This window comes from Blautia sp. NSJ-140, from assembly GCF_022868965.1.
Lineage (GTDB): Bacteria > Bacillota > Clostridia > Lachnospirales > Lachnospiraceae > Blautia_A.
Window position 1 is genome coordinate 178,517 of sequence record NZ_JALIFS010000007.1, and the last position, 19,117, is coordinate 197,633.

At 42.1% G+C, this 19,117-nt stretch carries 20 protein-coding genes, 1 tRNA gene and 1 pseudogene; 9 read left to right on the forward strand and 13 right to left on the reverse strand.

All coding sequences use genetic code 11. The annotated features are described in order from the left end of the window. The 4 genes from clpP to MUB50_RS10240 all read right to left on the reverse strand — a co-directional run bounded on the left by clpP (position 1) and on the right by MUB50_RS10240 (position 3,951). Positions 1 to 582: an ATP-dependent Clp endopeptidase proteolytic subunit ClpP gene (gene clpP, locus MUB50_RS10225; protein WP_015527365.1), complete on the reverse strand. Its 582-nt coding sequence runs from the start codon at positions 580 to 582 to the stop codon at positions 1 to 3. Positions 583 to 606: 24 nt separating this feature from the next. Then, entirely contained in the window at positions 607 to 1,893 is a 1,287-nt protein-coding gene (gene tig, locus MUB50_RS10230) for a trigger factor (RefSeq protein WP_118512920.1), read from the reverse strand. Between the two features lie 208 nt (positions 1,894 to 2,101). After that, positions 2,102 to 3,397 (reverse strand): InlB B-repeat-containing protein, encoded by a 1,296-nt coding sequence (locus MUB50_RS10235; RefSeq protein ID WP_244790684.1) that lies wholly within the window; start codon positions 3,395 to 3,397, stop codon positions 2,102 to 2,104. Beyond that, positions 3,394 to 3,951 carry a DJ-1 family glyoxalase III gene (locus MUB50_RS10240; RefSeq protein ID WP_118512982.1) on the reverse strand — a complete coding sequence of 186 codons (558 nt, stop codon included), beginning with the start codon at positions 3,949 to 3,951 and terminating at the stop codon, positions 3,394 to 3,396. Before MUB50_RS10240 ends, MUB50_RS10235 begins: the two co-directional genes overlap by 4 nt. A 183-nt stretch (positions 3,952 to 4,134) precedes the next feature. On the opposite strand from MUB50_RS10240, the gene MUB50_RS10245 reads away from it, so the two are divergent. The 3 genes from MUB50_RS10245 to proC all read left to right on the forward strand — a co-directional run bounded on the left by MUB50_RS10245 (position 4,135) and on the right by proC (position 5,626). Next, positions 4,135 to 4,617: a CYTH domain-containing protein gene (locus MUB50_RS10245; protein WP_118625069.1), complete on the forward strand. Its 483-nt coding sequence runs from the start codon at positions 4,135 to 4,137 to the stop codon at positions 4,615 to 4,617. A gap of 74 nt (positions 4,618 to 4,691) precedes the next feature. Next, a tRNA-Gly gene (locus MUB50_RS10250) sits at positions 4,692 to 4,762 on the forward strand. 69 nt (positions 4,763 to 4,831) lie between these two features. Beyond that, complete coding sequence (proC, locus tag MUB50_RS10255; protein WP_244790687.1) at positions 4,832 to 5,626, forward strand: pyrroline-5-carboxylate reductase; 795 nt, start codon at positions 4,832 to 4,834, stop codon at positions 5,624 to 5,626. Positions 5,627 to 5,716: 90 nt separating this feature from the next. On the opposite strand, the gene MUB50_RS10260 is transcribed toward proC, so the two are convergent. The 8 genes and pseudogenes from MUB50_RS10260 to MUB50_RS10295 form a co-directional block, all read right to left on the reverse strand. Then, positions 5,717 to 6,739, reverse strand: coding sequence for a threonine aldolase family protein (locus tag MUB50_RS10260; protein WP_244790689.1), 1,023 nt, complete (start codon positions 6,737 to 6,739; stop codon positions 5,717 to 5,719). Between the two features lie 29 nt (positions 6,740 to 6,768). Beyond that, entirely contained in the window at positions 6,769 to 7,803 is a 1,035-nt protein-coding gene (locus tag MUB50_RS10265) for a LacI family DNA-binding transcriptional regulator (protein WP_118512925.1), read from the reverse strand. A gap of 105 nt (positions 7,804 to 7,908) precedes the next feature. Next, positions 7,909 to 9,435 carry a DUF5605 domain-containing protein gene (locus tag MUB50_RS10270; protein ID WP_244790691.1) on the reverse strand — a complete coding sequence of 509 codons (1,527 nt, stop codon included), beginning with the start codon at positions 9,433 to 9,435 and terminating at the stop codon, positions 7,909 to 7,911. 77 nt (positions 9,436 to 9,512) lie between these two features. Continuing rightward, the gene (locus MUB50_RS10275) at positions 9,513 to 10,352 is read right to left on the reverse strand and encodes a carbohydrate ABC transporter permease (protein WP_118512927.1); all 840 of its coding nucleotides are present in this window, start codon (positions 10,350 to 10,352) and stop codon (positions 9,513 to 9,515) included. 12 nt (positions 10,353 to 10,364) lie between these two features. After that, positions 10,365 to 11,237 (reverse strand): carbohydrate ABC transporter permease, encoded by an 873-nt coding sequence (locus MUB50_RS10280; RefSeq protein ID WP_118512928.1) that lies wholly within the window; start codon positions 11,235 to 11,237, stop codon positions 10,365 to 10,367. A gap of 74 nt (positions 11,238 to 11,311) precedes the next feature. Next, positions 11,312 to 12,550 carry an ABC transporter substrate-binding protein gene (locus MUB50_RS10285; RefSeq protein ID WP_244790693.1) on the reverse strand — a complete coding sequence of 413 codons (1,239 nt, stop codon included), beginning with the start codon at positions 12,548 to 12,550 and terminating at the stop codon, positions 11,312 to 11,314. A 418-nt stretch (positions 12,551 to 12,968) separates the two neighbouring features. Beyond that, positions 12,969 to 13,544, reverse strand: a pseudogene (locus MUB50_RS10290) (ABC transporter substrate-binding protein); the annotation flags it as partial. Next, positions 13,519 to 15,477: a recombinase family protein gene (locus tag MUB50_RS10295; protein WP_244790695.1), complete on the reverse strand. Its 1,959-nt coding sequence runs from the start codon at positions 15,475 to 15,477 to the stop codon at positions 13,519 to 13,521. The gene MUB50_RS10295 and the pseudogene MUB50_RS10290, both read right to left, overlap by 26 nt. 346 nt (positions 15,478 to 15,823) lie before the next feature. On the opposite strand from MUB50_RS10295, the gene MUB50_RS10300 reads away from it, so the two are divergent. Genes MUB50_RS10300 through MUB50_RS10320 form a run of 5 tightly spaced genes read left to right on the forward strand, consistent with a single transcriptional unit; the run spans position 15,824 to position 18,096 of the window. After that, positions 15,824 to 16,456, forward strand: coding sequence for a GyrI-like domain-containing protein (locus MUB50_RS10300; RefSeq protein ID WP_244790697.1), 633 nt, complete (start codon positions 15,824 to 15,826; stop codon positions 16,454 to 16,456). A gap of 25 nt (positions 16,457 to 16,481) precedes the next feature. After that, on the forward strand, positions 16,482 to 17,066 hold the full coding sequence (locus MUB50_RS10305) for an MBL fold metallo-hydrolase (protein ID WP_118512931.1): 585 nt from the start codon (positions 16,482 to 16,484) through the stop codon (positions 17,064 to 17,066). Between the two features lie 60 nt (positions 17,067 to 17,126). Next, positions 17,127 to 17,366, forward strand: coding sequence for a hypothetical protein (locus MUB50_RS10310; protein ID WP_118512932.1), 240 nt, complete (start codon positions 17,127 to 17,129; stop codon positions 17,364 to 17,366). 46 nt (positions 17,367 to 17,412) lie between these two features. Continuing rightward, complete coding sequence (locus MUB50_RS10315) at positions 17,413 to 17,865, forward strand: VOC family protein (protein ID WP_173753778.1); 453 nt, start codon at positions 17,413 to 17,415, stop codon at positions 17,863 to 17,865. Positions 17,866 to 17,910: 45 nt separating this feature from the next. Beyond that, complete coding sequence (locus MUB50_RS10320; RefSeq protein ID WP_118512934.1) at positions 17,911 to 18,096, forward strand: DUF6440 family protein; 186 nt, start codon at positions 17,911 to 17,913, stop codon at positions 18,094 to 18,096. A gap of 18 nt (positions 18,097 to 18,114) precedes the next feature. Here the strand turns inward: MUB50_RS10320 and MUB50_RS10325 are convergent, their stop codons facing one another. Continuing rightward, a complete protein-coding gene (locus tag MUB50_RS10325; protein WP_118625085.1) occupies positions 18,115 to 18,309 on the reverse strand; it encodes a hypothetical protein in 195 nt (64 codons plus the stop codon). A gap of 303 nt (positions 18,310 to 18,612) precedes the next feature. Between MUB50_RS10325 and MUB50_RS10330 the strand changes: the two genes are divergently transcribed. Further along, entirely contained in the window at positions 18,613 to 18,852 is a 240-nt protein-coding gene (locus MUB50_RS10330) for a hypothetical protein (RefSeq protein WP_173753780.1), read from the forward strand. Positions 18,853 to 19,117: the final 265 nt, after the last annotated feature.

Genomic DNA, 19,117 nt, shown 5'->3' on the forward strand with positions numbered 1-19,117 from the left:
TTATTTGTGGATCACAACACCGTCGATCAGGCCGTATGCCTTAGCTTCTTCCGCTGTCATATAGTTGTCACGGTCAGTATCTTTTTCCACAATCTCAAGAGGCTGTCCGGTATTCGCAGAAAGAATCTCGTTCAGCTTCTTTTTGGTTTTTGCGATCTGGTCAGCTACGATCTGGATTTCTGTAGCCTGCCCCTGTGCACCGCCTGATGGCTGATGGATCATGATCGTCGAATTCGGCAGTGCATATCTCTTGCCTTTGGCACCGGAGGACAGGAGGAAAGCTCCCATGCTGGCTGCCATTCCAAGGCAGATCGTAGATACATCGCACTTAATATACTGCATTGTATCATAAATTGCCATTCCGGCAGTTACAGAACCACCCGGGCTGTTGATATAAAGCTGGATATCCTTGGAAGGATCTTCTGCTTCCAGGAAGAGAAGCTGCGCAACGATCAGGTTCGCACTGACATCGTTTACCTCTTCTCCAAGGAAAATGATTCGGTCCTTAAGAAGTCTTGAATAGATATCGTAACTTCTTTCTCCTCTGCTGGTCTGCTCAATGACGTAAGGTACTAAACTCATTTTGCCCTCCATTTCCGAGGTTTATTACGCCTCTACAGCTGCATCGGCAACTAATGTAACAGCTTTCTGAACAGCCATATCTTTCTTCATCTGCTCCATCTCGTTCTCACCGATGAGATCTTTTAATTTGTCTGCTTCCATCTTGTACATCTCTGCCATCTTGGAGATCTCTTCGTTAACCTCATCCTCTGTTGGCTGGATGTTCTCTACCTCAGCGATCTTCTCAAGAACAAGTCTTGTCTGGATTCTCTTAAGAGCCTGTGGCTTCATGTCTTCCATCATCTTGTCAACACTCTGACCTGTGAACTGGAAGTACTGCTCCATGGAAAGACCCTGAGACTGCATTCTTCTTGCGAAATCGTCAAGCATCTGACGTGTCTGTGTCTCGATCATTGCCTCCGGAATATCCATCTGTGCATTCTCGATCGCTTTATCTACTGCTGCGTCTTCTTTTGCACGACGTGCGTCTTCTGCTTTCTTCTCTGTCAGGTTCTTCTTAACGTCTTCCTTGTACTCAGCAAGTGTATCAAACTCAGATACATCCTTAGCAAAGTCGTCGTCAAGCTCCGGAAGCTCTTTTGCTTCGATCTTCTTAACATCGCACTGGAATACAGCTTCTTTGCCAGCCAGCTCTTTTGCCTGATACTCCTCTGGGAATGTAACCTTAACTTCTACGTGATCACCTGTGTTAGCACCAACAAGCTGCTCCTCGAATCCCGGGATGAAGGTGTTGGAACCAAGTGTCAGCGGATAGTCTGTTCCTTTACCGCCCTCGAATGCCTCACCGTCTACGAAGCCCTCGAAATCGATAGTTGCTGTATCGCCGTTCTGTGCTGCACGATCCTCAACTGTGATCGTTCTGGAGTTTTTCTCCTGCTCTTTCTTAAGCTCAGCCTCGACTTCCTCGTCTGTTACCTCTGTCTCAGACTTCGGAACCTCAAGTCCTTTATAGTCACCGAGAGTCACCTCTGGTTTAGTAGCTACTTCTGCTGTAAAGATAAATGGTTTGCCAGGCTCAACCTGTGTTACATCGATCTTAGGCTGGGAAACGATCTCAAGATCACACTCAGCAAGTGCTTTGCTGTAATGCTCAGGGATCAGAGCGTTTGCAGCGTCCTCAAGGAATACTCCCTTTCCGTACATCTGCTCGATCATTTTTCTTGGAGCTTTTCCTTTACGGAATCCCGGAATAGAAATTCTGCCTTTTGCTTTCTGATATGCATTCTGCATTGCTTTGTCAAGATCCTCGGCGGAAACCTCGATTGTAAGTTTCGCCATGTTTTTCTCCATTTTCTCCACCTGTAAACTCATGTTTCTTGTTCCTCCTTAATCATATCGAGTAAATACCTTATATAAAATAGTTAACACTCGCATTATATATTTACAGTCATTTCTGTAGTATAGCATAACCACTGTAAAAACGCCAGTATTTTTTTCAGTTTTCCATATGCCCACACAGGGCATTTGTCACTGCTCACTTCGTTCTCAGCAACGCACTTCGCAATGCACAGAACTTATGCTAATCGCCAAAATCCGTGCGGTGTATTTCCTCAATATCAAAGTAATTTTCTGTTTTTCTTATGTAAGCAAGACAAAATGCAAAAATTCTTTTATAAGTTCCGGGCGTATAATGAACACCATCGTCTGTACCGTCTCCCGTATTGGATACAGTACCATATCCTGTCCGCATCAGATAACTGTAAACATCGATATAGTGGTACTGACTTCCAAGCTTACTGGCAAGACCGCTGTTAAAAGCCCGGATATCCCCACATTTACGATTCCGGGTACTTCCCCTTTCCCCTCCATTGATCGGATTCACAGACATATAATACAGACTGCAGTTTTTCATGGAAAGCTTTGTTCCCAGCTTTTTCATGTAAGACCCGTACTGTGAGAGTTTATCATTCAGATCCTGTTTTCCTTTAATACCTCTGAGATCGTTGACACCATGATTAAACACCACCGCGATCTTTGCGTATTTTTCATTTTTACGATATTTTTCTATTTCTTTCAAAAGAGCCTGTGCGCCCGTCAACTTCAGCCAGTCCAGTTCCGTATTAGAACAGCATACAAAGCTGACATGGCTGTCCACATACTCCTCCCCAAACTGTTCGTACAATACCTTCTGAAGACCATATGTCCTGGAATCTCCCACGAAGATGATCCTTTCGTAGTTCTCAGGATAATGAAAGCTGTTCCTGACCAGATTCGGTTCCTGATAACGCCAGAATCTAACTGCATAGAGATGCATGGTCCCACTGACTGTGATCACCTGTCCGGCTTCATACCTTGGCGAGGTCTTCTGACCTGCTCGGGTGGACCATCCAAGGAATGTAGAATTCTCTTCATTGGCCATCACCGGCAGTTTCAGTTTTCCGCTTGGAACCCGTATGATCTTGTAGATATCTCCGTCATTCCTGTGCAGGATCAGTTTGAGATTGTTCTTCTTTTTTATCACTGCATAAAACGTTACATTTCTTCTTACAAAATATTTTTTTCCCGGCTTATATCTTGCCTCCGTTCCTCCTTTTTTCAGAGACCATCCCTCTGCCTGATATCCTGCTGGGACCTGCGGCACTTTGGGAATCGTGATCATGGAACCAGATTTCTGTTTCTTTCCCAATTTTTCATATACAGCAGAGGAGACTCCTCTGCCTGACCTGAAAGATACGGAATACATCTTTTTGCAGGCGTTCCCGTATGTACCATCCGACCAGTCAAAGCCGGCAGCTGACACCAAATGTCCTGTGGCTGTCATCAGTATAACAAGAAGCGTCACTACCCACAGGATCTGTTTCATCTCTTTTTTCATGATCTTACATACACCACCGATTCAGCAATCTCTTCTGCCTTTGCGCTTCCCTCCAGCTGTCCGATCAGGGAAAGGCTGAAGTCGATGGCTGTTCCAAGGCCTCTGCTGGTAGTTACATTTCCATCTACCACTACAGGCTTCAGAGATGTTCTGGCACTTTTAAGCTGTTCCATAACAGATGGATAAGATGTAGCATTTCTGCCTTTCAGGAATCCAAGTCTTTCGAATACACCTGGTGCCGCACAGATAGCTGCTACCTTGCCGCCCTTCTGATAGAAATCTGTCAGAAGTTCAGTCAGCGGTTTATATTCCTCCAGATATTTTGTTCCCGGCATTCCTCCCGGAATTACAAGCATATCCGCATCGGAAAAATCACATTCTCCAAAGGTACGGTCTGTAAGAAGATCGATCCCATGAGAGGTTCTGATCTCTTTTGTCTCTTTGATAGATACTGTCTGGATGTCGATCCCGGCTCTTCTCATCAGATCTACCACTGTCAGTCCTTCAATATCCTCAAAACCATCTGCGAAAAAAATATACACTTTACTCATGATCCTGTTCATCCTTTCTTTTATAAAATCCATAAATATTTTCTGTATTCCCCATTCCCTTCCATAATGCTTTTTCCATCTGAAAATGTCAAGAAATTTCAACAGATATCCCATTGCAAATCCTGTTTTTTTCCTGTAGACTGAACATAATATCTTTTCATTTCACAAACCCGGAGGTTTTTTATTATGGAGATTGAACGTAAATTTCTGATCCGGAAGGATGACCTTCCGCAGGATCTGGCTTCCTATCCCTGCCACCGGATTGAGCAGGGGTATCTTTGCACTTCCCCTGTTGTCCGCATCCGCCGGCAGGATGATGACTATTTTCTTACTTACAAATCCAAAGGTCTCATGAGCCGTGAAGAATATAATCTTCCGCTCACCGCTGAAGCCTATGAGCATCTGAAGCCTAAAGCAGACGGTATCCTCATTACAAAGGACCGCTATGTGATCCCGGAAAAAGACGGACTTTTTATTGAGCTGGATGTGTTCCACGGAGAATACGAGGGAGTTCTTCTGGCTGAGGTTGAATTTCCTACAGAGGAAGCCGCCAATGCCTACACTGCGCCGGACTGGTTCGGAGAAGATGTGACTTATTCTACCAGATATCATAACAGTACCATGAGCCAGGGCTGGCAGACTGATTACTGTTCACTCCGTTCTCAGTAACGTAGATTGATCGCCAAACGAATCGGAAATCGCACTTGTATTTCTTATTTCAGGTGTTATAATTAGTAATGCAGGCAGATATAGTTCATCGGTAGAACATCAGCTTCCCAAGCTGAGGAGGCGGGTTCGATTCCCGTTATCTGCTTTCATTGCCAAAGAGGGCACGCAGTCAGGCGTGTCTTTTTTTATAAAATTTTAAGGAGGGTTTTTGTTTATGAAGATTGGATTTATCGGATGTGGAAATATGGCCTCTGCCATGATCGGCGGTATTCTCCGTCATGGAATCTTTTCAAAGGACGAGATCATTGTTTCCAACCTTACAGAAGAAGGCAGAGCGCGCAGTAAAAAAACTCTTGGTGTTGTCACCACTCTGGATAACAATGAAATAGTCAGATCTGCAAAAACTGTCGTTCTTGCAGTAAAGCCGCAGTTTTATGAAGAAGTTCTCACGGAGATCCACGACAGCCTCACGACAGAGCACACCATCATCGGAATCGCTCCCGGCAAGACGCTTGCATGGCTGGAAGAAAAAGCCGGTCTTCCTCTGAAGGTTGTTCGTTTTATGCCTAATACTCCTGCACAGGTTGGGGCCGGAATGACTGCTGTATGTTCCAATGACCGGGTTTCGGAAGACGAACTGGCAGAAATCCTTAAGATCACAGACAGCTTTGGCTGTACCGAAGTGATACCGGAGCGTCTGATGGACGCCGCAGGCGCTGTAGGCGGCTGTGCACCGGCTTATGTGTTTATGTTTATCGAAGCCATGGCAGATGCTGCTGTCAGCCAGGGAATGCCTCGTAAGCAGGCTTATAAATTTGCTTCCCAGACTGTTCTCGGCAGTGCAAAAATGGTTCTGGAAACCGGCAGACACCCGGGAGACCTGAAAGACATGGTCTGCTCACCGGCAGGAACTACCATTGAAGGTGTCCGCACCCTGGAAAAGAGTGGCTTCCGCAGTGCCGTATTTGAAGCGCTTACCGCAGCTGCTGAGAAGGGTAAAAAGTTATAATTTCCGAAAACAAAAACTCCGTGAGGCCTGCATTCACCCGGACCTTACGGAGTTTTTCCATCTCATTTCTTTTATCATCTGCCGAGCGCCCTACAGCAGCTCGATCAGCGCATCAATATCTTCCATTTTTGTTCCCCAGCTTGTGGCAAAACGGATCACTGTATGATCTTCATCATATTTTTCCCAGAAATCAAACTGAACTTCTTTGCCCAGTTCTTCTTTCTTTTTATTTTCCAGAACTACAAACTGCTGGTTCGTGGGAGAATCCAAGAAAAGCTGATATCCTTTTTCCTGAAGGGCTTTTTTCAGCTTCATAGCTGTTTCAATAGCATTTTTGCTGATCCTTGTATACAGATCATCGGTAAACAGTGTGTCAAACTGGATTCCCAGAAGACGGCCTTTTGCCAGAAGGGCTCCCTGCTGTTTCACCATAGTCATAATGTGCTTCGGAGCTTTTTTCGTAAAGACCACTGCCTCACCGCAAAGTGCTCCTACCTTGGTTCCGCCGATGTAGAACATATCTGTACATCTGGCGATATCCTCAAGTGTCACATCTGCTTCCGGACTTACCAGACCGTAACCAAGTCTTGCTCCGTCCAGAAATAGCGGAAGCTCGTATTTATGGCATACCTCGGAAATTTCCTCCAGCTCTTTCTTCGTATAAAGTGTTCCGTACTCTGTCGGATGGGAAATATAAACCATTCCCGGAAATACCATATGGTCGTGACTTTCATCCCCGTAAAAAGTTTCCACATAATCTGTGATACTTTCTGCTTTGATCTTTCCGTTTTCTGCCGGAAGTGTCAGTACCTTATGTCCTGTATACTCGATCGCTCCAGCCTCATGACAGCTTACGTGTCCGGTCTGCGCCGCAAGAACACCTTCATAACGGTTCAGGACAGAACCTATGACCGTGGCATTGGTCTGGGTTCCTCCCACCAGGAAAAGCACCTCAGCATCCGGGCAGCCACAGGCCTTACGGATCTTCTCTTTTGCAGAATCACAGTATTTGTCTGTGCCATAGCCGGAAAGCTTCTCCATATTGGTTTCCAGAAGCTTTTGGAGGATCGCCGGATGAGCTCCCTCACAGTAATCGTTTACAAAAAATAACATTTTATTTTCTCCTCATCTGTATTTTCATTTTATTTGACCGTCTGCCCTGGAATGATCTTACAGGTAGAAAACGATTTGAATTTACAGGAAATCGCCCCCTTCATCTCCTGTTCCAGGAAAAGCATGGCTACATGCGCACGTTCCAGATGCTCCATCCGAAGTGTGGTAAGAAGGATATCTCCGGTAAGATAGTCCGGGATCTCATCCACACCCAGAAGAGAAATGTCTTCCGGAACCGAAATTTTCTTCTGCCGTAACGCACGCATCACTCCAATGGATATCTGATAATTTTCCATGATAAAGGCATCCGGCAATTCATGAGTATCCAGATATTTCAGTGTTGCCTCACATACCTCACTGGTAGTTTCTCCCAGCGAGTAAATAGACTCTTTCTCCAGCGGCAGGCCATTCTTCCGAAGTCCTGCACGGAATCCTGCACGCCTTTGCTGGAAATTAAAGATATCCTGGGTGTTGGCCATATATTTGATATTCCGGCATCCTCTGGAAACCAGATAATCCACACAATCTCTGATTCCTTCCACTCCACCGAAGGTAACGCAATGATATTCATTTCCAAGATCATTATCATAAATCACCATTGGCTTTCGGATCGCCCGAAACGGTGGAAACTGATCCGGCTGCATCTCTGTTGCATACAAGATCACACCTGCCACATTTTCCTCATTGGCCTCACGCACTACGCGCTCCACGTCTTCTTTTTTTGTGGAAGAAGCATAAGTCACACTGATGATACAGCCCATTCTTCTGGCTTCCTGTTCAAATATCGTCAGACTATCCGGGCATACATCCAATTCAAAATTTTTGAGGAACCTGAGATGATTGTCAATATAAAGCACCTTGATGATATTTTTATTTTCCAATTCCTGATTCTGTTTATCTTTTTCTTCTTTTTGTTTTTCCGGTTCTCCGGTAACTTCTTCTATATAATCGAAAACCTTCCGTCTGGTCTTTTCACTGACCCCTGGCTTGTTGTTCAAAACCAGAGATACAGTTGCCTTGGAAAGATTAAGATTTCTTGCTATATCCGCTGCTTTAATCTTCATGCCGCTCCCTCTTACTAAACATTCTCTCCTTGATTTTAAACATTTTCTTCTGCACTGTCAACACAAAGCGGGAAGCCGCTCACAGGCAGCTCCCCGCAAAAATGATCATTTGACCTCACGTACACGTACAGCCATATATTCTCTTCCCGGCAGGTCGATCCGAAACTTGCCTTTAAAGATTCCTTTCTTCTCGATCGTCATATTCCAGGTATCAATTACTTCTACCTCAAATTCTGTCTCATCATCAATATGATACTCGCGGAATGACGGACGCATGAAGCTATAATAGAAAATATAATATTTAATATCCTGAAGACTATTATCTACTGCTGCACCAACCTCATCCCACTGATTTTCCAGTGGACGAAGACCCGGCGCCGGAGTTTCTTCCATAATTTTCTGGAGGAATTTAAATCTCTCGGGGCTTTCTCCGTGAAGCTTGCCGCCATGAGACCACCAGAGAATTCCCTCATCATTCATATAGGTTTCTCCGTGTCCCGGATATGCTCCCCGACAGAATGCTTCCCAGAAACGTCTTGTCATTTCTTTTCCACTGATATTTCCCCATCCATGCTGAATATTTCCTTCATATGCGATCTCATCCAGAACTACCGGTTTTTTGTAACGGATCCGCCACTCATTTACCATCTCGGCGGACTTGTAAAGATCCTGTCTCTGAATGCTGCAGTGAGTGATCCACGGTCTTGTATAATCATAGAAACTCTTGCAATTGTGAATGGAACGAAGATGATTGTATACATCTTTTTCCTGGATAATAGCTGCGTAACGCTCCCAGTCCTCTGTTGTCTTTTTCGGGAAAAGATCGTACTCATTGGCAAGTGACCACCATACGTTTCTGTATGCACTTACCCTGGCAATGAGATATTTCCAGTAAAGATCATCACACTCTGCACTCATCTCACTGAAGCCCCATCTGTCATATGGATGCATCACAATGATGTCAGCCTGGATTCCAAGGTCCATCAGCTTCTTTATACAGTCATCAATGTGCTGGAAATGTTTTACATTAAATCTCTTGTGATCAAAATCATTGCCTTCTGCACAGCCAACATATTCCAGAAAATTCTCAGATGTCAGTACAGAGCTGTCCATCGGAGTTCCTTCATATGGATAGCTGATCGGCTCATTCAGGTTGTAGTCATAATGTTTCGGGAATACACAGAAACGGATCTTATTAAATGCACTGTCTGCCAGTGTCTCCAGTGTCTGTTTCTGAAGCTCCTCGCTCTGAAGTTCCCACACATAGCATGTTGTTCCGATGGAATAATAAGGTTTTCCATCTTCATATGCCATATGATAGGTGTAGGATACACGGACCGGTCCGTGATTGCCCTCTGCTGCCGGTGTTACATGAAATGCACCTGTATACACTTCATCAGAAAAGCTTCCTTTGATCTCAAATGTATAATCACCTTCAAAAGATGGCATAAAACGTACGCGGTAGATTCCGTCTCCATCATAGAAACCGTCTACGGTTTTTGTTTCTTCCTTGCCCTTAAAGGTTCCCTGAATTGTATAATCCGTAAACGGATTTCCCTCATGTCTGCCTGACATTTCTGCTTCAAAGGTTCCCCATTTTTCTACGGATCCTGTATATTTACAAGTACTCATAAGTCGCCCTCTTTCTTTCTGTATTCACGCGCAGGCTGCTGTTCACGATACCGCCATGCAGCAGTCTGCATCAAATATCATGATTTAACTGCTCCGGCCATACCTTCCACGAAATATCTCTGGAAGATCAGGTATACTACCATAACCGGGATAACGGAAACCAGCACACCTGCACACAGATAGCCATAGTCCGTTCCGTGCTCGCCTACAAATGTCATAATACCAACCGGTACTGTTTTCATGGCATTGTCGTTGATGATAACGCTGGCCAGAAGATACTCATTCCATGTGGAAAGGAAATCTGTGATAAACAGTGTTGCGATCGCCGGTTTTGCGATCGGCAGGATGATCTTGTAAAAAAGCTGCCACTTATTACATCCGTCGATACATGCAGCCTCATCAATATCTTTCGGAATTCCCAGCATAAATCCTCGCATGATCAGGATACAGTAGGAAATACCAAATCCGATATAAACATAAAATAATCCGAAATATGTATTCAGAAGATTTAATTTGCTGTAGATGATGTTGATCGGTACCAGTGCTGTCTGCATCGGAAGCATCATACCAATAAGGAAAAATACGAAGATACCTATACGGTGCTTGATATTCAGTCTTGTCAGTGCAAAGGAAGCCATAGCACCTACAAAAATACCAAGCGGTACCTTCAGGCAGGAAATGATCAGATCATTCTTCATATAAGTAAAAAGATTTCCCTTTGTAATGGCATTGGTAAAGTTATCCCAGGCAATTTCAGCAGGAAGCTGGAACAGACTCAGTCCGCTCATAAAATCCTTTTTGTGTTTCAATGCTGTTGCGACCAATGTAAAGATCGGAACGATCCAGATCAGTGCCAAAATTATCAGAAGTACGTACAGCAATATTTTTTTTGTGATTTTTTTTGTTTTTCCGTCCATTGTCTGCACCTCCTACTTTTCTTTTGCCGTGAAGGAAACATACGGAATGATCACCACAAGCATCATGACTACCATGACACAGGCAACTGCAGTTCCCATACCTACATTGTTATACTGGAATGTCTGAGAATACATATAGGTTGCCAGAACCTGTGTAGAGTTGTTTGGACCGCCTCCTGTAAGACCCTGTACAATATCGAAAACCTTCATAGCTGCTACGATCAGTGTTGCAAGAACCATGACAAAGGTTTCTTTCATAAGCGGTACGGTAACACTGAAGAATTTACGGACCGGACCTGCACCATCAATGGTTGCTGCCTCAAGGACATCCGGGGATACTGCCTGAAGACCTGCCAGGAAAAGGATCATCGGCTGGCCGATCCCCTGCCACAGTGCTGCCGCAAAGATTGCATACAGGCTCACCTTCGGATCAGAGATCCAGGTCTGTTTGAAATTAATCCCAAGTACCTTGAAAAACTGATTGATAAATCCGATGTTCGGATTGTAGATCCATCTCCAGATGATCGCTACCGCGATTGGTGCGATAACGCAGGGAAAATAGAAAAATGCACGGAACACGGTACGTCCGCGGAACTGTTTGTTAAGAATGACCGCAAAGCCAAGAGAAACCGTCATCAGAAGTACAATCGTAAGTACGATCCAGACCAGGTTATTCTTCAACGCGATCATAAATGTTGCATCATTTGTAAAAAGATTAACATAGTTTGACAGACCTACAAACTCCTTCTCAGCAACACCGTTCCATTTAAACATACTGATAAACAGTGAGTAAAATACCGGTACCACAATTACGGAAAGGTAGATCACTGCTGCCGGTATCAGAAACGCATATGCCCCAAAATCAACTTTTCTTTTTTTCTTCATTCCGGATCACCTCCATTTTTACTGAAAAAAGCGGCCAAAGCCTGCGCTCTGGCCGCCCCGTTATGCTTTTATGATTATTTAGCCTGATATTCCTCAATTGCCTTCTGGATATTAGCTGCTGCATCTTCCGGTGTCATCTCGCCGTTTGCAACTGCATCCTGTGCATTAAAGAGAACATCTGCAACCTCTGTCGGGAATGCCTGATCAGTGATCGTGAATGTACCGTTCTCATTAGATGTTTCAAGCATACCGTTTACGTTGACCTGCTCAGCCGGAGCTTCAGCGCCCTGTACAGGAAGCGGTACGTTATAGTACTCACCATACTCTGCAACATTCTCATCACTCTGATAGTAATCCATGAACTTCACGCATGCATCAAGTTCTTCATCAGAAAGATTAGCATTGAACTGTGTCATCTCTGCGAAAGCAGACATACGGTTGTCATCACCTGACGGGAATGCAAATACACCATAATTGTTAGGATCAAGATCATTCTGGATGAACTGTCCGTCATACCACTGTCCCTGGAGATCCATTGCACACTCTCCTGTACCCATTGCCATGATGGTATCGTTCGGATCAAGTGTAAGGAAACCATCCGGGAAGTATCCTGCGTCAACCCACTCTTTATATTTCTCAAAAGCCTGTACTACTGCATCGCAGTTCCAGCTCTCCTCAAATGTGTTCAGCTTGTCATGAAGCTCAGCACCTGCATAGTGCTCAACAAGAAGCTCAAACCATCTCATTACATGCCATCCGTTAAGTCCGGCTGTATCCATTGGTGTAACTCCGTTATCTTTCAGAGTCTTAAGAGCTGCTTCGAAATCCTCGAATGTAGTAGGAACTTCGATTCCGTTATCTTCAAAGATCTGTTTATTATAGTAAACACCAAGTGCATTGTAGCTTGTCGGATATCCGGAAAGCTTGTTTTCAAATGTACAGAGATTTAAAGAAGATTCTGTAAATTTGTCGTTCCATCCGTTATCTTTCGCATACTGTGTAAGATCATATGTCTTTCCATTCTCCTCATAGAAGCTTCCAAGACTGCCGCCCCAGTTAAACCACATACTTGGAAGTGTATCTGAAGAAGCTGCTACTTTGCAGGCATCCTTGATTCCATCTGTGTCATAGAAAGAAGCTGTTACTTTAATATCCGGGTTTGCTTCGTTGAATGCCTCTACGATCGGTTCAACCGCATTCTGTCTTGTGCTCAGTGTCCAGAATGAAACCTCTGTTGCTGCACTTACAGAAGAAGCCATTCCGAATACCATTGTTCCTGCAAGTGCTGCTGCCATTACCTTTTTAAAATTCATACCATGTCCTCCTTTAAACTTTTCCATGAATTTTGTTTAGTTTTCCGTTTAGCACGTCTCGTTTTTTGTTAAGTAAAAGATAGCATATTGTTTAGTAATTTTCAACTGCATTTTATCTTTTCTATATTTTTTATAATTTTATTTGATATTTTTTGTGTATTTTTACCATATCTTTATTATATTTCATTTGACCTCATTTAAACTTTTTTTGAATTATTTTAAATTTATTTACACCATTTATGTTTAACGAATCATTTTCATCCATTTATTAAATACTATTTTGGAACTTTTTATCTAATATTTTCAGTCACTCAATAGCATATTCTGACATTCTCTTTTTCTTATTCCTTCTTTGTTACGTACAAAAACCTGCGGTTTTTATAAAATCCGCAGGTTTTTCCCATGTATTTTAAACTTTTTAACTTTCACATGCTTTCCGTGCATACTCCGTCTGCACCAGATCTTCATACGCCGCACGATCCGTCAACTCCCCTGCATCTTCCAGGATATCCTGCAGAAGCTCAAAGCTGTCTTTTTCAAAGATGAGATTCTCTTTCCATGTGTCCTGGTCATAATAACGTTTTACAATGGCAGTAATGGTTTCAAGATCTGTTTCTTTGAACTGCGGTGCGATCACTTCCGCGATTTCCTCTGGCGTATGACTCTGCACATAGTCCATTCCCTTCTGAAGTGCATCGGTAAATTTCTGGATGATCTCAGGATTTTCTTTCATGTAGCTTGCTTTTGCACTGTAGGATGTATATGGTACATATCCGGATGCCTCTCCGAGAGATGCCACTACATAGCCCGCTCCTTCTTTTTCCAGAATAGTTGCAGATGGTTCGAATTCTACTGTATATGCCGCTGAATCATCACCTGTAAAGGCTGCTGCCGTGGAACCGAAATCAATACTCTGGTCAATGATCAGATCCTTTTGCGGATCAATGCTGTTTTTCTTCAGTATATATTCAAATACCATTTCCGGCATTCCACCTGTCGCCTGTATTACAATGTAAATATTTATCCGATAGTTGTTTTGCGGTGGTTTCTGCTGAGATATCTGACGTATCCGGCAGATAGTCTTTGACAAGCGCCGTAATTTCTTCTTTTGATTTTACGATTCTGTACGGCTTCAGCGAGTTTTCTGTGGATTCCAGAATCCCAAGACTTTTCGCCAGTTCAATATAGGGCAGAATACTCTGCTTTGTCTTTTTGAATCCAAGATCTGTGATGTGCTCAGACAGATACTTGGCAGATGTGTAGCCACGCTCATCCTCAGCGATCAGCTTCATTACGATAGCAATTATCGTATTTTCTCTGCGGTTCATTTCATCGGCAGGACTATAATGAATCAGATTGGATAGTCCATACTTTAAAGTAATTTCCGGCATTCCGCCCTCATCCACCACAATTTTTTCTATGAGAAGTTCAATATCTCTGCGATCAAGCGTTCCCCCGGCAATGATCTTATCTACTACATCAAGAGCATTCCGTAATTTATCTTTTACATCCGGCGTTTCGATTGCTGCTTCATCCAGTTCCTTTAACTGCATTTCCAGACCATGAATCTGAGCAAACAAATCATTCTGCATGGAATCGTAAGTCTCACTAATTAAATCTTCATTTCCATTGGAAACCGCCAGATCTTTTACTTTTTGTGTAAGTAAAACTTTCAGTTGATTCTTTCGATCACCGATTTCCCTATGCAGTTCCTGTCGTTTTTCTTCGACTGTTTTCTTTTCTGCTTCAAAATCTTTCAAATCATAGGTAGCAATGACTTCACTGAGAGCATTTCTGCATAGTTTGATATAAGTCAGAACATCTTCCATTAAATCATCTTCTTCGATCAGATGAGCCTTGGAGCAATAACGCCTGCCTTTGGTGTTATATGTCGTACAGATATAATATTTTCGTTCCCTGCTGGATGTCTGACGCTTAATTGGTGTAAGACGGCTGCCACAGTCCTTACAATACAGACAGCTTCCAAAGGGATTGGGAATCTCCGAACCAAGCCACTGTCCACGGCTTCCACGATAATTCGTGCGGTTACGTTTTTCCTTTAATTCCTGCACCAGTGAAAAGGTAGCTTTGTCAATAATCGCCGGGTGATGATTCTCGAAAATACACTGTTCTTCCTTCGGGACACGTTTGTCCTTTCCATGAACAGTATTCCTTGCACGCTTTTTCAGTCGGAATGTGCCAATATAAAAATCATTATCCAGGATTTCTTTTATCATGGCATCCGACCATTTGGAAGCGACCTGCCTTTTGGATAATCTTCCTTCTTCGATTTCACGTTCCCGCTGTATCATAGAAGGAGTCGGTGCATTCTGCTCTGTCAGATACGTAGCGATTTTTCGATAACCGGAACCGGAAAGGTATAAATCATAAATCTTTCTGATATATTCCGCTTCTTTTGCCACAATCTCCAAAATCGTTTTATCTTCTGTATTGCGACGGTACCCAAACGGTGGTCTGGTGATCAAAGTTCCTTCTTTTTGCCGGGCTCCGATGGCACGTTTGATCTTTTTACTGGTGTCTTTCACATACCTTTCATTAAACCATGTTTTAATACCAATGGTGTCATCACTGGAATCCATGGAATCATAGTTGTCATCAATGACAATCAAGTGTTTGCCACGCTCCTGGAACTCATCCAGAAGCAAAAGAACCTTTGCATTATGTCTGCCAAGACGGGAGAAGTCTTTAACGTATACGGTATCAATCTCTTGATCCAGATCTGCCATCATCTGCTGAAATCCAGGTCTGTCAAAAATATAGCCGGAAATTCCATCGTCTTCATACCAGCGGTCAATTTTTACTCCATGATCATCGGCATATTGACTGATGATCAGCTTCTGATTTTCTATGGAAACGTAATTTTTCTTATCATCGTCTCTGGAGAGACGGACATATCCTGCATTCATAGCTGCCCCTTTCATTAATGTAAATTTAAATACTATGCATTATGTAATATCGTTATATATTATGGGTAAGAAAAAGTATATAGTCAAATTGAAGGCATTTAAAATCATGAAATATTTGATATTGATGATAGATTGCGAAAACATGTGAGATTTGATATGATTTTAAGGAAATATTTAACCGAATCAAGTAAGTCTCCTGCTTCAATTGCGAAAAGAAATAAGCAGTGGGTGGGGACTTGCTTGTATCAGGATGAGTGCAAGCTCCTTCTGATAAGTTATGAGCAAGTAGCAAAGCGGATTGCGAATATCCGCTTGATTAGATTTTGGAAATTTGACGGAGGTAGTTATGGCTTTTGATTTTAAGAAAGAATATAAAGAATTTTATATGCCGAAGAAAAAACCAGAGATTGTAAATGTCCCGAAGGCTAATTACATTGCAGTCAGAGGTAAAGGCAATCCAAACGAAGAAGGCGGTGCATATCAACAAGCGATTAGTGTTTTATATGCTGTTGCATACACATTAAAAATGAGTTACAAGACCGATTATAAAATTGAAGGCTTTTTTGAATATGTTGTTCCTCCATTGGAAGGCTTTTGGTGGCAGGATGATGTCGAGGGTGTAGATTATACAAATAAATCTGCTTTTAACTGGATTTCTGTCATTCGTCTGCCTGATTTCATTTCTAAAGCCGATTTTGACTGGGCGGTAGAAACAGCAACCAAAAAGAAGAAACTCGATTGTTCATCCGCAGAGTATCTTACGATTGATGAAGGATTATGCGTCCAAATTATGCACATAGGTTCTTTTGATGATGAGCCAGCAACCGTTGCTCTTATGGATACTTATGTAGAACAAAATGGGTATGTGAATGATATTAACAAAGATAGATTGCACCACGAGATTTATATGTCTGATGCAAGAAAGGTTGCCCCGGAAAAATGGAAAACTGTAATTAGACATCCGATTAAGAAAGCGTAAAATCGGTAGTTGAGGAGGTGGTTTTGTGATAAGTAAGTTAAGATACGGCAATACCAACACTTTCTTTATTCAAGGAATAAGTGGCGGTTTGCTTATTGATACCGATTTTGTGGGAACATTGCCGGTATTTTATAAAGCAATTAAAGAACACAGCATTAAAATTAGTGATATTTCTTATGTTTTGGCAACACACTACCATCCTGACCATATTGGTTTAATAAGCGAGCTGATGAAACAAGGAGTAAAACTTCTTCTAATCAATATACAGAAGTCATATATTCATTTTGCAGACGAGATTTTCAGAAGAGATAAGCGATTAGAGTATGAGCCAATCAACATTGATAATTCTGTAATTATCGACTGCAAAGATAGTCGGGAATTTCTTAAAAACATAGGTATTGAGGGAGAAATCATATCTACTCCAAGCCATAGTAAAGATAGCATATCCTTGATTTTAGATAATGGGATTTGTTTGGTGGGAGATTTAGAACCTATCGAATATCTTGATGCTTATGAAGGTAATAGTAAATTAAAAAGCGATTGGAACCTTGTTATGAACTATAATCCCAAAAGGATTTATTATGCTCATGCTAATGAAAAAATATTGTGATTGACAGCAATAACTTCAAGTTTATAAAATTAAGACAATCGGGATTTGGAGGTGATTTAAATGGAAAACAAAATTGTAGGTGCTATTTTCTGCTTCATGTCAGCAATTTTAATTTCTGCACGATATATTTCTGCTGCAATATTTATGAGTGGAGTAGTTTCTTGGGATGCCACTTTATTTGCAGCAGGTCTTGAATATGTAGGGCCTTTTTTACCAGTAGCGGCTGGTGTTGCATTTATTATTGGAATCCTGTTTCTGGGATATGGGCTGTATCAGGATATTAAAAAGATGAAGAAATAGAACAATTCAAGCTTGGTGAAATAAAGAAATTATTGGAGGGGAAAATATGGTTGGAAGAATTTATCACGTTGGATTAATTGTTTCTGATTTGGATCGCTCGATTGCTTTCTACAGAGATATTCTTGAACTTGAATTTCAGGGCGAAATCTTTATGGAAGGCGAAGAGACAGATAAAATGTTCCGTAAGGAAAATTGTAAAGCAAGGGTTGCATATTTGAATGGTTCGAAGGTTCTTGAAGCATCACCGGTTGAATTGATTCAGTTTGTAGACAGCAAAATCCATAAAGAACAATCAGACTTGTTTACGACATCTATCTCAGAAGTATGCTTTTACACGGATGACATTGATTCTGTATACAAAACCCTTATCGAAAATCATGTGGAGTGCTTGTCTGAACCGCAGTATTTTGATTTCAGGGCAGATGGATTTGGGGAAAGCAGAGCGTTTTATTTCAGAGACCCGGATGGAATCATTCTTGAGATGATGCAACCGTTATAAAAGGATACAAAATCGAAGTTTAACGCTTAACTAGGAGGAATAAACATGGCAAAAAAAGAAGAAAGATTTGAAACTATATTTAGAGATGGAAGTTCGCTTAAGGATGAAGGGGTTCGCCAAATTCTTGTAGATAAGGAGACTGGAGTTAATTATCTTTGTTGGAAATCTGGATACGGGGCTGGTATTACACCTCTTCTAGATTCTGAAGGAAAAGTCATAGTTACAAAGTAAGATTCCAGTTTGTTGAAATCATGATATATCATTCCAGTGATTTCTAACCATTGCTTTGATACCATTGTGAATATCGGCATCCGAGTTTCCATCCAGAAATGTGACAACCCGGAAACCACTATCCGTATATTTCTTACGTTCAGCTTCAAATTCTTCCTGTGAGGAGAAGTCACTGCGCCAGAGATAATACGTTGGTTTACGCAAGGCTATCACATCCTGTTAAATTTTCTATCATTATCATATAAAAAGTGGACAGTTTTCGTGTCTGTCCACTTTAAAATAATTTTATCATTCACGGTCTGAATGGCTTAACTGACCTCTTTTTGCCAATTCCAGTATTTTCGGTGGAATACGATCTACCAGACGTTGCAGATTTTCATAATCCGCCCTGAGAAATGAACGGAAATTATAAAAGATAAACAGTTTTTAAATTGGCAGAAATTAGGAGCCAACGAAGCAGATATCGAAAAAATCAAGAATCAATTCGTATCCATATTGCGTGATATAAAATCCAGTATGCAGAACAAAGAACTTACAAGTACTGTTGCTACAGCCGAATCCATAAAGACAATCCGAGATGCATTGCCTGATAAGCCAGCTTCTGATATTACAAGTGATGATGTGGCAAGTGCCGTTGCTTTTTATATGGGGCAGGCAACAGATCTAAATGATAAGGGACTTACAATGGTGCACGAATTGGCAAAATATATTTTTGATAACAGTGCGTCAGAGGAAAGATCAGATGATCATTGGTAGAAATATACCTTTCTTCAAATGTGGCATCGTTTAAATAACAGCATCGCCATGCTATTATTCAAACTCAGTTCTGCTCTTTCAGGAATCTCCTTTGCAGGATACCTTCCATCGCAGAATGCCGGGAGTTACAGGTAAATGTAGAGCAGAAGGATATTTCCGTTTAGTGCATTGGTCGTATATGAATTTCTTGCATGCTTCTTTGATTTATAACGTGGAAATCCGCAGGCTGGTTCCCGAAAAAACTTCCGGAACGCACTTTCCAGAT